This window comes from Paenibacillus sp. VTT E-133280 (genome assembly GCF_002264385.1).
Taxonomy (GTDB): domain Bacteria; phylum Bacillota; class Bacilli; order Paenibacillales; family Paenibacillaceae; genus Paenibacillus_AQ; species Paenibacillus_AQ nitricinens.
In genome coordinates this window covers 44,224-60,326 of the sequence record NZ_NFUX01000010.1, presented here as the reverse complement: position 1 = coordinate 60,326, position 16,103 = coordinate 44,224, and the positions used below count along the sequence as shown (strand labels likewise).

7 protein-coding genes are annotated in these 16,103 nt (G+C 45.8%); 5 read left to right on the top strand and 2 right to left on the bottom strand.

Annotated features, from left to right (window positions below; genetic code table 11):
• Nucleotides 1–398 precede the first annotated feature (398 nt).
• On the top strand, nucleotides 399–2,459 hold the full coding sequence (locus CA600_RS06725; RefSeq protein ID WP_094869489.1) for an alpha-galactosidase: 2,061 nt from the start codon (nucleotides 399–401) through the stop codon (nucleotides 2,457–2,459).
• 76 nt (nucleotides 2,460–2,535) lie between these two features.
• Here the strand turns inward: CA600_RS06725 and CA600_RS06720 are convergent, their stop codons facing one another.
• Nucleotides 2,536–3,405 (bottom strand): helix-turn-helix domain-containing protein, encoded by an 870-nt coding sequence (locus tag CA600_RS06720; RefSeq protein ID WP_094869488.1) that lies wholly within the window; start codon nucleotides 3,403–3,405, stop codon nucleotides 2,536–2,538.
• A gap of 252 nt (nucleotides 3,406–3,657) precedes the next feature.
• Here CA600_RS06720 and CA600_RS06715 point away from each other — a divergent pair, with 252 nt between their 5' ends.
• From CA600_RS06715 to CA600_RS06705, 3 genes are all read left to right on the top strand, one after another.
• On the top strand, nucleotides 3,658–5,982 hold the full coding sequence (locus CA600_RS06715; protein WP_094869487.1) for a glycoside hydrolase family 95 protein: 2,325 nt from the start codon (nucleotides 3,658–3,660) through the stop codon (nucleotides 5,980–5,982).
• Nucleotides 5,983–6,210: 228 nt separating this feature from the next.
• Entirely contained in the window at nucleotides 6,211–7,752 is a 1,542-nt protein-coding gene (locus CA600_RS06710; RefSeq protein WP_094869486.1) for a response regulator, read from the top strand.
• A gap of 285 nt (nucleotides 7,753–8,037) precedes the next feature.
• A complete protein-coding gene (locus CA600_RS06705; protein WP_094869485.1) occupies nucleotides 8,038–12,846 on the top strand; it encodes an S-layer homology domain-containing protein in 4,809 nt (1,602 codons plus the stop codon).
• 308 nt (nucleotides 12,847–13,154) lie between these two features.
• Here the strand turns inward: CA600_RS06705 and CA600_RS06700 are convergent, their stop codons facing one another.
• Nucleotides 13,155–14,909, bottom strand: coding sequence for a cache domain-containing sensor histidine kinase (locus tag CA600_RS06700; RefSeq protein WP_094869484.1), 1,755 nt, complete (start codon nucleotides 14,907–14,909; stop codon nucleotides 13,155–13,157).
• Nucleotides 14,910–15,136: 227 nt separating this feature from the next.
• Here CA600_RS06700 and CA600_RS06695 point away from each other — a divergent pair, with 227 nt between their 5' ends.
• On the top strand, nucleotides 15,137–16,093 hold the full coding sequence (locus CA600_RS06695) for an ABC transporter permease (RefSeq protein ID WP_094869483.1): 957 nt from the start codon (nucleotides 15,137–15,139) through the stop codon (nucleotides 16,091–16,093).
• Nucleotides 16,094–16,103 lie beyond the last annotated feature (10 nt).

The following is a 16,103-nucleotide window of genomic DNA, read 5'->3' as shown; positions in this document are numbered from 1 at the left end:
TGTTTTTTTGTACGAATATAAGAATTCACAAAATGATCTATAGCGGCAATGGAAATATGTGGACCCGTGTGGCAACTGAAAAACACTATTATCGCAGAGTGAGTAAGAGGGAAACGGAGTGTGGATACGAAAGATGCGAAATGGTTAAGCGTAAGCAGTATTTTTAGCATAGGCGCTTCTTCTTGTTCAGCCTGAATATTTCTTGAGTAAATGCTTACCGTCCTTATAAGGATACCGAAGGCGGTTATGCTTGAGATGTGTTAGATCGCGGTATGGATCGGAAGATCGTTGTATAGAAAACGCTTTATCTGATCTTTATAATGAGGGCATACTTGGGGGACACAGGTACAAAGCCTGCCGCCTTCAAGGTCCAAAATGCAGTAACAAGGAGGCAAATCATGCTAACTGATAGTGCTACAACGGTAAAAGTGAATACGGACACAGCATCTCTTATCCGTGTAACCAATGATGAGGTGAATCTAGAGATTGATCTCGGGACGGGTGAAGCATCCGTTGCCCGCGGAAACACTTCTCATATAAAAGGGATTCGCAGCGCATTCCGCTGGCAGGGCCGGGAATACAATACAGAACATTATCAGAGCCACACACTGAAGTCTCAGGAAGTAGTAGTTCGTGAGGGCTTTGGAAAAGGTGTTCACGTAGTCATTTTGCACGAAATGTCCCTGCTGCCACAGCTGGAGCAGCATTTCTATATTTATGAATCTTCATCATTTGTGTTGATGCAAATCGTAATCACAAGCGCAAGCGACAAGGAGATCAAGGCAAACCGGATGGCAGTCCTTCAGACCCAATCGGTGTCACTTGGCGGGGAGTCAGGGCAACCCGAAGAACCAAGCATTCTGCGTGTGCCGTACGACAACGACAAGTGGGTCAGATATACAGTAGTGAAGCCGCCGATGGATACGGAAAGCTATGAAGTAACTGCATTGTTCGCGCCGGAAAGCCGGCAGGGAATTATTATGGGTTCTATTACGCACAAGGTGTGGAAAACAGGGATTCATATCAAAAGCGAACGGAGCGGAGGGATCGAGGAGCTGGATCTTTACGGCGGCGCTGTAAGTGAAATGACCCGTGATTCCCAGCCACATGGTTATGTGAAAGGAACACGAGTAGAGTCACCGCTCGTTTTCGTAGGGTTCTATGATGATTATAGAAAAGGGCTTGAAGCATACGGTCAGGCTAATACCTGGATAGAGGCTCCTCTGTCATGGGATGGCGGGGTTCCTATCGGCTGGAATAGCTGGTCTGCGGCAATGGCTGAGCTTGATTACGATCTGTATACGTCCACCAGTAATTTTCTGAAAAATGAAGTGCAGCCGCTAGGATTCCAGAATGAGGACACACTGTACATCAACTTTGATGCTTTCTGGGACAATTTCACACCAGAAGAAATGAAGAATGCACTGGACCTGGTTCGGGAGAACGGTCATAGACCGGGAACTTACTGGACGCCTTTTGCCTTCTGGGGAAGTCCGGCTCAGTTTGGGGATCTCGTGGAAGGTACAAACGGCAAATACACTTATGGTGATATCTTGCTGCGAGACAGCGAAGGAGAAATTTTGCCGGATGTTGATGGAGGGCTGGCCATTGACCCGACACATCCAGGCAACCTGCAAAGAATAGATTGGTATACGAATAAATTCATCTCGGAAGGCTTCGAGTATGTCAAGCTAGACTTCTTGGCGCATGGTGCACTGGAAGGGCAACATTACAATCCGGAGATTACGACGGGAATTGCGGCATATCACTATGGGATGACTTACTTGCAGAACAAGCTCTCACCAGAGGTGATCGGTCGGCCGTTCTTTATCAATCTATCCATCGCGCCATTGTTCCCTTATGCCTTTGCGCATAGCCGCCGGGTATCCTGTGACGTCTTCGGTACACTGCACGATACAGAATATTTGCTGAATTCGTTGACACATGGCTGGTGGATGAGCCATACCTTATATCGTTACAATGACCCGGATCATTCCGTGCTGTACAAGAGCCATAACCAAGATGCCACGGGCTGGCATGAAGGTCGGAGTCGGCTGACCGCTTCAGTCATCGCTGGAACGGTGCTGCTGTTAGGAGATGATTTCCGAAAAGAAGAAGCAGCCACCCGGGCCAAAGCGTGGCTGGGCAATAAAGAGATTATGAATATCGCCCGCCTAGGGAAGACCTTCCGCCCTGTCGAAGGGGATCTTGGCAAGCAAGCTTCCAATGCTTTCGTACTTGAAGATGCGGAAGACAATGTATTCTATCTTGCGGTCTTCAACTATGATGCTGCGAATTCCGCTCATAAATCGATCTCTTTAGAGCGTGCAGGACTGAATAGTCAAGTAGCTTACCAACTGCTTGATCTATGGGAAGGCACACAAGGGGAAGCAGCGGGAGAGCTTGCGGTTACGCTCGAACCGGCAGAGTCCAAAATCTTCAAATTAACGGCAAAGTAGAACTGATTATACACATTGAAAAAAGAATACGCGCAACCGCTTCTCGCGGGTAGCGCGTATTCTTTTTATTGAAGTCTTACATTCGTATTCGGCTTTGTGGATGAAGGCGGTACTGTGTGGGATTAATGCCGTAGCAGGTACTGAAATGTCTGGAGAAGGGGTGGATGGAAGGATAGCCCAGCTTCTCAGCAATCGCAGTCACACTAAGCTCACTTTCCAGAAGCAGCCCTGCCGCCCGCCTCATGACTAAATGATGATGATAGACGCGTGGCGTCATTCCGGTCTCCCGTAGAAATAGCTCATGGAAATATGTCCGCTTGAGCCCGCAGAACTGTGCCCAATCTTCGATAGATTTACCACGCTCGGAGTGGGTGTTCAAATATTCCAGCAGGCGGACAATACGATAATCACTTGGCTGATGCTGATGGAGGGCGTTATACCAGCTCAAGATCCAGCCGTACAGATAGCTATTGGCCGTCTCATTACGATAGAACAGCGCGTCATTGTAAGACTTGGCAATCATCACAAGACTATCATATAGCAGGGGATATTTAGCTAGTGGAAATACGCAAGGCAACTCGTTCAGCTCGGCACAGGGTGCTTCGGTGGCTTTTTTTTCAAAATGTAAGCCTTCAGGGGCGTGGATAAATGAAAGGTTATTAGATACTGGAGTGCGGTTGTCCCATAAATCAAAATAGATGTTGTAGGACGACAGTGGATGAGAAGGCATGATATGAAAAGCATGGGGTTGACCGGGACGGAGAAAGACAAGCGTCCTCCGTTCAATCGGATAACGTATTCCGTCGATCTCCATCTCACCAGGGCCATCAGTAAACAAGTGGAACGCGTATGCATTACCGACTCTCAGATGCTCATTGCTGCTGCCGTCGTACACATAAGGCATGATTGCGCCGACATACGGAGTTATTTCAGATAGTTTATTCATGTGGCCCCTCTTTTCTTATCTTACCGTACAAATCGTCAAATAATCGAACGGGTCAACAAAGACAGTGGTTCATCCAAATGGTACGATAAATACAATGAATCCGCAACATATTGGATAGGTTTAAGAAAGAATGATTCATCATGAAAGAGATGGAATTATGAATAGGTTTACACTATTTAGCGGATTATTTAACAACGTTTTTAGAGGGTTAACGCGATTGCACAGATTCTACTATGGACAGGAGAAAATAAAATGGGCGATTTTAGATTATGGTATTCTACCCCTGCAACGGATTGGTCACAAGGATTGCCACTGGGAAACGGAAGAATAGGTGCAGTAGTGATAGCTGCTCCGTATCGTGAGGTATGGAACATGACCGAGGTTACCTACTGGTCGGGTCAAGCGGAGTCAGAACCTGCTCCTTTCGGAGGCAAAGCTGCGCTGGAAGAGATGCGGAAGTACTTCTTTGCTGGCGATTATAACGAAGGTGACCGTCTAGCTAAACAACATCTGCAGCCGAAGAAACGAAATTTCGGTACGAACCTTGGTTTATGCGAGGTTGTCATTGACTTTGCAGAACAGGCCACGGATTCCGGGTCAGCAGCGGCTATCGAGCGAGAGCTGAATTTGACCTGTGCTGTGGCTCAGACAGTGGTTCACAGTAGAGGGACAACGCTGCATCGTGAGATTTTTGCCTCTCATGCTGATGATCTGGTGGTCTCAAGAATTTGGAGCGATGAACCGGGAGGTGTATCCTTTACGATTGGTCTGGAGGGTGGTTCAGAGTCGTTTACGACTCAAGTCGTGAATGACGACATTATTGAATTTAGAGGACAAGCCACAGAGAATGTGCATAGTGACGGCACTTGCGGGGTATGGGCAAAGGGACAAATTAAGGTAAGCATTTCCGGTGGTACGATGTACAGAGGGGAAGGTCAATTGAGAATTGCCGGAGCCAATGAGGCGCGAATTTATTTTGCCGTCAGCACCGATTACAACCGTAGTAACTCGGAGTGGGAAATGGAGAGCAGCAGCACATTACAGCAGGCTTTGATTAAAGGATATGCGCAGTTAAAAGAAGATCATATCAAAGATTATGAGCAAGAATATGGGAAGGTGGATATCCAATTAGGTACCACTGGGAAGGTGAATCTGCCGACTGACCAACGTATTCGATTACTGGCACAGGGTCAGAAGGAGGATTCGCAGTTGTTCGCGTTGTTCCTGCAGTACGGACGTTACCTGACTATTGCTGGAGCTCGGGCAGACTCCCCGTTACCGCTGAATTTACAGGGAATATGGAATGATGGCGAGGCTTGCCGTATGGGGTGGAGCTGTGACTATCATTTGGACATCAATACGCAAATGAATTACTTTCCGACAGAAGTCGTAAATCTTGGGGATAGTCATTTACCATTAATGCGCTATATTGAGGATTTGTCTCAGGCTGGAAAGTCAAGCGCTCGCGATTTCTATGGCAGCAAAGGCTGGGTAGCACATGTGTTCTCGAATGTCTGGGGCTTCACGGCTCCGGGCTGGGAGACATCTTGGGGGCTGAACGTTACAGGTGGACTATGGATTGCGACGCATCTGATGGAGCATTATGAATACAGTCAGGACCGTGTATTTCTGGAGCAACAGGCCTATCCAGTGCTAAAAGAAGCCGCAGCATTCTTCCTGGATTATATGACCATTCATCCAAAATACGGCTGGCTGGTGACCGGACCTTCGAACTCGCCGGAGAATCATTTCTATCCTGCGGATAGCAGCGAGGGGGCACAGCAGCTATCTATGGGTACCACTATGGATCAGATGCTGGTGAAAGACCTTTTTGAGTTCTGTTTGAAGTCTGCGAAACTACTGAATACGGACGAGGAACTACAGGAGCAGCTGGAGCAAGCGATATCCAAGCTGCCACCGTTTCAGATCGGCAAGAGAGGGCAGCTGCAAGAGTGGCTTGAGGACTACGAGGAAGCGCAGCCGGAGCATCGGCATTTGGCCCATTTGTTCGCGGTATATCCAAGTAATCAGATTACACCAGGTAAGACACCTGAACTTAGCGCTGCGGTGAGAGTAACACTTGAGAACCGTATGGTTCAGGAAGAACTGGAGGATGTGGAATTTACCGCCGCATTATTCGGTCTCGGCTTTGCCAGATTGTATGACGGGGAAAAGGCCTTTAATCATATTTCTCATTTGATTGGTGGACTCAGTTTCGATAATTTATTCAGCTTTTCCAAATCGGGCATTGGAGGAGCGGAATGCAATATTTTTGTGATCGATGGGAATTTCGGGGGGGCGGCTGTTATTGCCGAGATGCTGCTGCAAAGCCATGAGGGTGAGATTCATCTGCTGCCTGCGCTTCCAAAGGCATGGGGTACAGGATCGGTATCAGGACTGCGGGCCAAAGGAAATGCTGAGGTTGATGTAGCTTGGGACACTGGTCAATTGGTGGAAGCAAGGGTCCGTACCTACTCGCCAGGAACCGTGACACTTCGGCTGGGAGATAGAAGAGCTACTGTTCAAGGCGAAATAGGAGGAAGCTACTATTTTAACAGTCAGTTAGAGTTGGTATAATGATTCAGCGGGGGGGATATGAACCCCCGCTTTAATTATGCTAGGTGATTAGCGCATGATTAAAGGGCTATCCGGTCTGTTATGGACCGGATAGCCCTTTTGCCGATATCTGCAAATTAACGATTCATGCCTGAAAATAACTTTCATTTATTTGGACCATAGTAGCCTAAGGGGAAAAGAATATAATAGAAGAAACAAAAAGCAGACAACAAAGAGGAGGGGACATCCGTGTATAGTATTTTTCTAGTTGATGATGAAGAAATAGGCCTTGAGATGATGAGAGATTATATCCGCTGGGAAGAAATGGGTATTTATGTGGTCGGAACTGCGAGTAATGGTAGAGAGGCTCTAGAGAAGATAGAGGCCATTAGACCTGATATTATTCTTACAGATGTCCAGATGCCGATTATGAACGGTATTGAAATGGCTAAAAAAATACATGAAAGCTATGACTGGATGCAGTTAATGTTCCTGACTGGGCATGACGAATTCGACTATGTAAAATCGGCACTAAATGTAGGTGCTGTTGGATATTTACTGAAGCCCCTCGACTTGAATGAAATTGGAAGCGTTATCGCAAAGGTGAAGCAGCGCTGTGAGGAAGTTCAAATGAAGAAGCGTTCCATGGAGGCGGCTAAAACGAACCTTCTTAAGGAGCTTTCCTATGAAAAAAATGCGGAACATGCCGCTGATCTGGCGACCAGCTATTGCAAGCTTACCCGTGAGTCTGAGAGGAATCGCTACACAATGGCGCTGTTCAGTATCGATCCGATTGAGGCAGAGGGAGAACAGCAGAGTCTGGAGGATTGTAAGAACCGGTTGGTAGCTTTTCTGGATCATTTCTTCAAGTCAAAGAATATAGAGACGGTATTTGTGCCCTACAAAGATGGGGAGGTAGGTGTATTTATGGAAGCACGCCAACAGCCTGGGTATTATGCGTGGGAGGATTTGGCAACGGCTATCCGAAGCGGACTGGATTTCACAGTGACGGCAGCAGTCGGTGCGCAGGAAACCGAATTAACAGAGGTACATTGTCTGTATAAGCAGACGCGTGAAATCCTGAATGAGCGTTTCTATAAAGGGACGGGTTCAATTATTCATGCCTTGGCGATTTCAAACCAGTTCGATAGTGAGCATGTGCCACCTTATAATAGAAAAGAGTGGTTTGAAGCTATCAATCAGCTAGATTTCGAGCAAGCTGCACAGAAGTTGCATCAGTATTTCGAGGGACTAGCCCAACTAAGAATCAAGAAAAAAAATATCTGCGAATGGGCGATTGATCTTGTCGATGAGCTGCTGGAGCAACTGCATCAACCTGTTCCTGAAGGGGTTAAACGGGCGGAGTTATATCATTCCATCTATAATGCATTGACTTTAAATGAGATTGAGGATTTGATCCTGGGCACTGCCGGCAATGCCATGAGCTTGCTGGGTGAGCGTCTTATGGACAAAAACACGAAATTAGTTCACAAGGTCCGCAGTATGATCGACCAGAATTTCGATCAGCCGATTACGATCAATAGCTTATCTGATCAGGTTTATTTGTCGCCCAACTATTTACGCTCCATTTTCAAAGATAAGACGGGTATCACGATTCATGATTATTTAACACGTATCCGGCTCGGTAAGGCTACAGAGTTGCTGGCTGACGGCTCGCTCAAAATTCAGGATATCGCCCAAAGAGTCGGTTACGAAAGCACGTCTTATTTTATCTCCCTATTTCTGAAGAACCAAGGCGTTACACCTAACGAGTACAGGAAGAGTCTATGATTGTGTAGCGCTTCAGTTCGGCAAATAGGAAATAAAGTTACTTTCCCTTACGAATAGTAAACTTGCGATATGGATATTAATCCCTCTGCTTTTTACAATTAAGCATGTATTATAACTAGCACATGTGAGGGGCTTCATTCCTCAAGGCAATCAAAGGAGTTTTAGTTCATCGAAAATCGGTAGCGCTTTCAAGATGCTTCTTAACCAACTCCTTTGATGACTTGATGGACAGATATAGCCCGAATATCACAAAAGTGCAAGGAGACCTACAAACGGAGGGATTAAATGTTTGGGAAAGCAATGAAAAGAGGATTTTTGTTCTTTGTCATCATCTGCTTGGTAATAGGCAGTGGCGGTCAGTTTGTCAGTACGGTTTATGCCGATGGTACGGAGAATACTACCTATGAAGCTGAAGCTGATGGAAATGCTATGACTGGCAATGCTTCTATTTCTGAACACCCAGCGGCTTCCGGGGGGCAGAAAGTCGGAGGCATGTATCAAGGAAGCACTTTGCAGTTCAATCATGTGACTGTAAGTGAGAGTGGGAATTATAAAATTACAATATACTATTTTTCTGGCGATTCGCGGCCATTCAATATCAGTGCCAATGGCGGCGATAAGCAGTTTGAAGAACCACCCAAGACAGTGGATTGGGATACGGTGGGAGCTTATGATGTGACACTTCCGCTGAATGCTGGAGAGAACAGTATCCTGATTGATGACAACAACTGGTATTCTCCAGACATCGACAAGATCGTAATTCGTGGACTGGACGACAGCGACCCAGGTGAAGGATCTGGAGGCGACTGGAAGGAGAAGCTGCATGGTGCAATCATAGAAGCCGAAGCGCCTGAAAATATAATTACAGGCAACGCCAAAATAGCGGACAGCAGCGTTGGTTCCGGTGGCAAAATTGTAAAGGATATGAATAAAAACAGTGCTTTACAGTTCACAAATGTCACTGTGCCGGCAGCGGGAACGTATTTGATCCGTATTTCCTATATTTCCGGTGACCAGCGGCCTGTCTATATACAGGTGAATGATGGACAGGATGAATTGGTTGATCTGCCAAAGACAGCAAGCTGGGATACGGTAGGGACTTATGATGTAGAAGCCTCCCTGCAGGAAGGGTTGAACACGATCACTTTCTCGGATCATGACTGGTACTCTCCAGATTTCGACCGGATTGAAGTCATACCGTATACGATCAGTTATGAAGCGGAGTCTCCGGTCAATGATTTAACTGGAGAAGCACGAGTTGCTGATAGCCCGAATGCTTCCGGTGGACAGAAGGTAGGGTATCTGAATGGCGGCAGTTCCTTAACTTTCAATAAGATTACGGCTCCGATGACAGGGGATTATCGGATCACGTTAGCTTATTTCTCAGGTGACCCGCGTAGCTTATACGTCAGCGCTAATGGTGGAGCAGAGCAGTATTATGAACTGCCAAAGACACCAGACTGGGATACGGCTCTCACATATGAGCTTACCCTGCCCCTGAACGAAGGCGAGAATACAATCAAATTCTCAGACGGCAACTGGTATGCGCCAGATCTGGATCGAATTATTGTAGAACCGGCATTGGGTACAGATCCTAATCCTCCAGTTGAAGAGGATGGGGATCTGGGGACACCAGGGGCTTCGGATAACTACGGGGCCATCACCGTTACCGAATATACTTATGGAACGCTCGTATCGAATGGGCAATATGAGGTTTCCTTTTATACTAAGTCTGGATACGCAAGCTACAAGTGGACGGATGGTCAGAAGCTGCAAGGAATCTATAGCAGCATCAAACTCGGTGATACGCTCGTTGAGACTGCAAGCTATGAGAATCATGCAAGTGCTGGTGCTCCAGCAGAAATTCAGGATGGCTTCGGCAAAGGAGTGGAGCTTACTTTTGTTCACACCTCAGCTGGACAGCCAACGCTCAAACAGGTTTACAAGTTTTATGACGATCAGAAGTATTTCTTAACTCGTCTGGATGCCATTAGCGACACGGCGTTACAGACGAATTATATGTCACCTATTACCGTAAAACGTTCAGGTGGAGTGGATATCGGTGCCAGTGCAGATAACCGGGTACTGACCGTTCCTTTTGACAATGATGCTTGGATTCGTTATAAATCTCAATCTATGAACCGAGCGGATACCAGCTATGAAATGACGACTATATTTAATAACTCGACACGCAGCGGCCTTGTGCTCGGGTCGGTCACTCATGATACGTGGAAGACCGGGATCGACTGGAAAGGATCTTCTAATCGGCTGAATGAGCTGGCGGTTTATGGCGGAGCAGCCAGCGACGTTACACGGGATACCCAGCCTCATGGCATCCTTACAGGCGCAGAATTGTCCTCGCCGCTGATTATGGTGGGGGCATTCAGTGATTACCGCACAGGACTTGAGGAATACGGAAAAGCTAATGCGATCATCACACCTCCACTGTTGCTGAATCCTGAGTTGCCGCAAGGCGTGCCGGTTGGCTTTAACAGCTGGGGAGCTTACGAAGGTACACTTTCATACCAAGACGTTGTGGATGTCTCCAATTATTATAAGGAGCACCTAAATGATTTCAATAATAACGGTAATGTATTTATTAATATGGATTCCTATTGGGACAATTTGAATGATAAGCAGCTTGCTGACGCTGTATCAGTCATTAAGGGTAATGGTCAGCATGCAGGTATTTATTGGGCACCATTTGTATATTGGGGCAACAATATGAGCCAGCCGGTAGAGGGTACCGACAATAAGTATACGTATGGCGATATTGTCCTCAAAGATGCTGAGGGTAAACCGCTGCCGACGCTGGATGGGGCTTTTCCTCTGGATGTGACACATCCAGGTGCTAAGCTGCGCATGAATTATTTTTTGGACAAATTTAAGGCTCTGGGCTTTACCTTCATCAAATTGGATTTCTTGACGCACGGTTCGCTTGAGGGACAACATTTCGATTCAACCGTAACGACAGGGATTCAAGCTTATAATGAAGGAATGCGTTATGTGAAAGATCGTTTGGATGGAAAAATGTTCATTAGCGCATCTATTGCGCCAATCTTTCCAAGTCAATATGCACACAGCAGACGTATTTCCTGCGATACCTACGGTAAGATCAATGAAACGGAGTACATGCTGAATTCGTTGACTTATGGCTTCTGGCAAAATGGCACGATCTACACCTATACGGATCCCGATCATTTGGCGTTGGCCCGTGCTTCCAGCTTAACTGAAGCTCGCAGTCGAATGAACTCTGGCGTCATCGCCGGTACCGTACTTCTCGGCTCTGATGATGTTAACGATCCAAAGGCACAGGAGTACATGACTGCCTTATTTAACAACAAGGAGGTTCTCGAATTAGCGTTAAAAGGAAAAGTGTTCAAGCCGCTGGAAGGGAATACGAATGCAAATGCAGCGGATACTTTTGTGATGAAAGACGGCAACGATTATTATCTGGCTGTATTCAACTACAGCGCCAATGCTTCTGCAGACAAAACGGTGAATCTTGGTAGAGCCGGATTGGACGCAGCGGATTCGTACACGATGCAAGACCTATGGACGGGAGAGGTTTCGACGATTTCAGGAACACTTGCATTGTCCATGCAGCCGGCTGAATCGAAGCTGGTAAAATTAACAGCTGCACCTAAGAAAGTTACAGGTGTATCGCTGGATAAGACAGAGCTAACATTAACTGCTGGTGCAACCGGAAAGCTGACGGCTACGCTATCTCCAGAAGAGGCGGCGAATAAAGCAGTACACTGGACTTCAGGCGATACGTCTGTAGCTGCCGTAGTGTATGGAACAGTAACGGCTGTAAATGCTGGGAAAACCACAATTACGGTGGAAACAGTAGACGGCGGCTTAAAAGCTACGGCAGAAGTTACAGTCAAAGCAGCCTCTACTGTAGAACCGGGAAATCCTGAAGTGCCTGCGAATCCGGGTAACCACAACGGTACTCCTGGTAGCATTGTAGACCAAGAGAATGGCGCGGTCACTCTAATCCTTACACGAGAGATGCTGAAGGTGGATAGTGCATCTGGTAATGTCATCGTGGAGATTAAGGGAGATACACAGCAGATACAACTATCCTCTGATGTTGTTCGCCAGCTGGCGAATCACACGCTGGTTCTGAAGTCCGGTAAGTTCTCCATGAAGGTGCCTGCGGATCTGCTCCGCCAGTTGCAGAGCAAGCTACCGGAAGGTCAGCGGGATGATAGCACGATAACCCTGAAATTAACACCACTCAGCAGCAAGGCTAATGAGATCATTGCTGCAGCGGAGGGAACTACTCATGCACAGGTTAGACTCATGGGTGATATCTATGAGTTCAGTCTGTCGGTGACCCCGAAAACTGGCACAACAGAAACGCTTTCTGCGTTCGATCAACCCATTACGCTAAGCCTGACAGTGGGAGCAGGTTTTGATTTGAGGCGTGGAGGCATTTACTATATTGCGGATAACGGTAAGCTGGAATATATCTCTGCGAATTATGCTGATGGTGTATTGACAGCACAAGTTAATCACTTTAGTAAATATGCTGTGCTGGAGCTTAAACGGAGCTTTGTCGATGTGCCAGCCCATCACTGGGCTAGTCCTGCAATCCAAGAACTGGCGGCCAAGCTGTATGTTCAAGGGACTAGCAAAGACAAGTTTGAACCAAACCGTGCGATTACACGTGCTGAGTTCACCTCTATGCTCGTTCATTCCCTTGGGCTGACCACAAGAGGAGATGTTAGCTTTGGTGATGTTGCACCGTCTGCTTGGTACGCGGAGTCCATTTCTATCGCTTACAAGGCGGGCATCGTGAGCGGCAGAAATGCAACCAAGTTCGAGCCGGCTGCACAGATTACCCGTGAAGAAATCACGGTCATGTTAATGAAAGCCTATGAGCTGAAGAATGGCAAAGTAACTGTTGCTTCAGCTGACGTGGCATTCACCGATATGAAGCAAGTCTCCTCTTGGGCAGCATCTTCTGTAAAGGGAGCAGCCAGCCTAGGACTGGTTCAAGGCCAAAGTGAAGGTCTGTTTGCACCAAAAGGGATCGCTTCCCGAGCAGAAGCGACCCAAGTGATCTATAACTTGATTATGAAGTAAAACATTGCAAATATACAAATGAACGAAGGAGTTAAGCGATCTCTAGATGCTTAGCTCCTTCGTTTTTGGTGTTCACTGAAGCTTTATTAAGTAGCTAGCGTCCTAATGATAATGGTTATATCGAGGGGCTCGTGGCAACTAGGCTAGGTGAGAGCGATTAGGGAAAATCTCCCTAAAAATAGCCGGAAAATTCCTGGATGCAATGTAATTAGGGAAATCCTCCCTAATAATCGGGCGAATTTCCCTAATTATTAATCAATATTTCTGATTTCTCAATAAGCTTTGCGATTATTCAGATGCGTCATTCCTTACAGTTCCTTTTGCGGCAAGCGAATTTGCACAGTGGTACCTATTCCGAGTCTGCTAAACACTGTAACGCCGTAATGCTCCCCAAATCTCAGTTTTATCCGTCGATCTACGTTTGAAATCCCATAACCTCGTCCGGGCTTATCCTCAAGTAAAGCTTGAAGTGTCTCACGGCTCATCCCCATACCATCATCAATCACGGATAGAAGAATATCATTATCTTTTATTAGTCCTTTGATATGAATATTTAGCGGGCTTTCCTGATTCCACACAGCATGAAGCACCGCATTTTCTACAAAAGGCTGCAAGGCTAGCTTGACTGTAGAGTAAGGTAAGATCACTTCATCCACATGGTAGGTGATGTTCAATTGTCCTTTGAATCGGATCAGCTGAATGGCATTGTAGCTTTGCGTCAGCTTCAATTCTTCATTAATAGTTAAGATGCTCTTCCCTTTATTCAGGGAAATGCGATAAAACTTGGCGAGATGAAGCACCAAATCCTGAATACGGGTATCTTGATGTTTTAGGGCAAGAGACGAAATGGAGCCCAGTGTATTGTAGAGAAAATGGGGGTTGATCTGAGCCTGAAGCAGGTCAAGCTCTGCCTCCTTATTCTGTAGCTCCTTCTGATACACTTCGGTGATTAGGCTCTTTAAGCGTGTAGTCATTTGCTTGAAGGCAAAATGAAGCTGGCCAATCTCATCATTGCCTAAATACTCATCATTCGTAGGGTTGAAGTCACCACGTTCAAGCCGCCGGATCATTCGGATTAACGTGCGAATACGTTTGCTGAACAGCGATGCCGTAATATATATCAGTATTAATGCTACGACTATAAAAGCTAAAGAAATTTTGATGATGAGCTCGGACAGTGATTTGGCATCCTGAATGATACTGTCATAAGGAAAGATAGATACGGTTTTCCATCCGTTTTTTAGCGTATTGTAGACGGCGAATGCTTTTACCCCATTATATGTAGTATCAAATCGGCCAGAAGGCGATTCATCAAAGCTCTGATCAAGCATTTCCGGCAGACTTGTATTTAATAAGTGCTTGTCAGCAGCTGATAATATAAGGCCCTTGTCATTAACAATAAAAATATCTTTGCCACCCGTCTCTTCCTCCATTAAAGAATAGATCACCGATTCGGATATTTCGAAAACCAGAATACCATAGGGATATTGATTGCGATTATTGTTCAGTAACCTGGCTAGTGTAAACATCGCGGGATTATCTTGTGACTGCGGTGAGGATAGATGAATAATATTCCCGTGAGATTGCATCAGCTGCTTGTACAGCGCTGTATTTTTAACCTCAGGTGTCACCGGCTTGATATAATAATCATCTTTGGGAAGTGATTCATTTTCCGAATAAATGAAAACGCTACCAAAATCGGGATAAGCGGCCAGTACCGTGTCTATACGATTGCCAATATATTGATAGACGTCTAGATAGGATGGATCATCCTGGTATTCGCTTGTGAGATAAGTGGCCAGTCTGTTATCCAAGTAAATGGAAGCGGAAATATGCTCATAACTGTCCAGTTTGTTCTCCAGGTTCTTATTGATCTGCGCCGTCGAATTCATCATATTGCTGTAAATCTGATCTGTTAATTTTGATTTTGTTAACTCGTAGGAAAGGTAGGCTAATAACATCATTGGAATAATGGTGACCAGAACGAACACAAGGAACAGCTTGGAGCGAAAGCTAAGGTCAATAAAAGGCATATAAATATACTTTTTGTAGAAATGACGCATCGTAGAAGTCCCTTCTTTACTGTAAATTCACGGAAAGCCAAGTTTATCATATCAGACTGAATATCGAAATCCAATGCTCGAATGTTAAGAAACTCCTTTAAAAAGCGCTATCATTCGGAGGATTGAAGTATAGAAAGGAGTCCTATACGGACTTAAGATAAATAGGAGAGAAGTTGAATCGAGATGTTGCAGGGGATGCTGCACGAAATAAAAAGGGAGGGTATTTGATGTATAAAGCAAGCGCTATCAAAACAGTCAGGGGCAATAATTTTTGGTACAGATTAAAAGAGCAGAAATGGTTATTTTTGCTAATGCTCCCTGCCATAATTGCGACATTGCTATTTTCCTATGGACCTATGTTTGGTATGTATATGGCATTTACAAACTATCAACCGGGTGGAGGAACATTTTTTCAACAATTTTTCCATGCCGACTTTGTTGGCTTTAAGTGGTTTGAATATTTCTTTACCACAGGAGACTTCTACCGTGTAATGCGTAATACGCTTGCGACAAGCCTCTTGACCTTGTTATTCGGGTTTCCGGCGCCGATCATACTCGCGCTTGTGCTGAATGAAGCAAAACAGGGATTTTTCAAACGCTTTACGCAGACGGTTTCTTATCTGCCGCATTTTATCTCATGGGTTATCGCCGCTAACATTGTAATTACGCTGCTAGCTTCCGATGGGATGTTCAACAATCTTCTAGTAACGCTCGGGATTGTGGACGAACCCGTAGCTTTTCTACAAAACGGACCTTTATTCTGGTGGATTATCGCCTTATCTAATATGTGGAAAGAAATGGGTTTTAGCGCCATTATGTACCTTGCTGCAATATCCGCTATTAATCCAGAGCTTTACGAAGCCGCAAGAGTAGATGGAGCTAGCCGATTCAAGCAAATGTGGAATATTACGCTCCCTGCTTTACGTCCAACTATCGTGATATTGGCGATTCTCGCAGTCGGAGGTATTTTGAATGCCGGCTTTGAACAACAATATCTGTTGCAAAATAACACTGTGCTTGAGTACTCGGAAGTTATCGATATTTATGCATACAAATACGGGCTGCAAAACAGCATGTTCTCATACGGGGCTGCCGTGGGGGTATTCAAATCCGTTATTGCCTTCATTCTTGTTGTAATCGTGAATCGAATTTCTAGAAAAGTGAACGACCAAGCGTTGTTCTAAATAACAAAAT

Bases quoted from the DNA above. Each gene is read 5' to 3' on its own strand.
- CA600_RS06705 (WP_094869485.1), top strand. From the start codon at position 8,038: ATGTTTGGGAAAGCAATGAAAAGAGGATTTTTGTTCTTTGTCATCATC.
- CA600_RS06695 (WP_094869483.1), top strand. From the start codon at position 15,137: ATGTATAAAGCAAGCGCTATCAAAACAGTCAGGGGCAATAATTTTTGG.
- CA600_RS06725 (WP_094869489.1), top strand. From the start codon at position 399: ATGCTAACTGATAGTGCTACAACGGTAAAAGTGAATACGGACACAGCA.
- CA600_RS06720 (WP_094869488.1), bottom strand. From the start codon at position 3,405: ATGAATAAACTATCTGAAATAACTCCGTATGTCGGCGCAATCATGCCT.
- CA600_RS06715 (WP_094869487.1), top strand. From the start codon at position 3,658: ATGGGCGATTTTAGATTATGGTATTCTACCCCTGCAACGGATTGGTCA.
- CA600_RS06700 (WP_094869484.1), bottom strand. From the start codon at position 14,909: ATGCGTCATTTCTACAAAAAGTATATTTATATGCCTTTTATTGACCTT.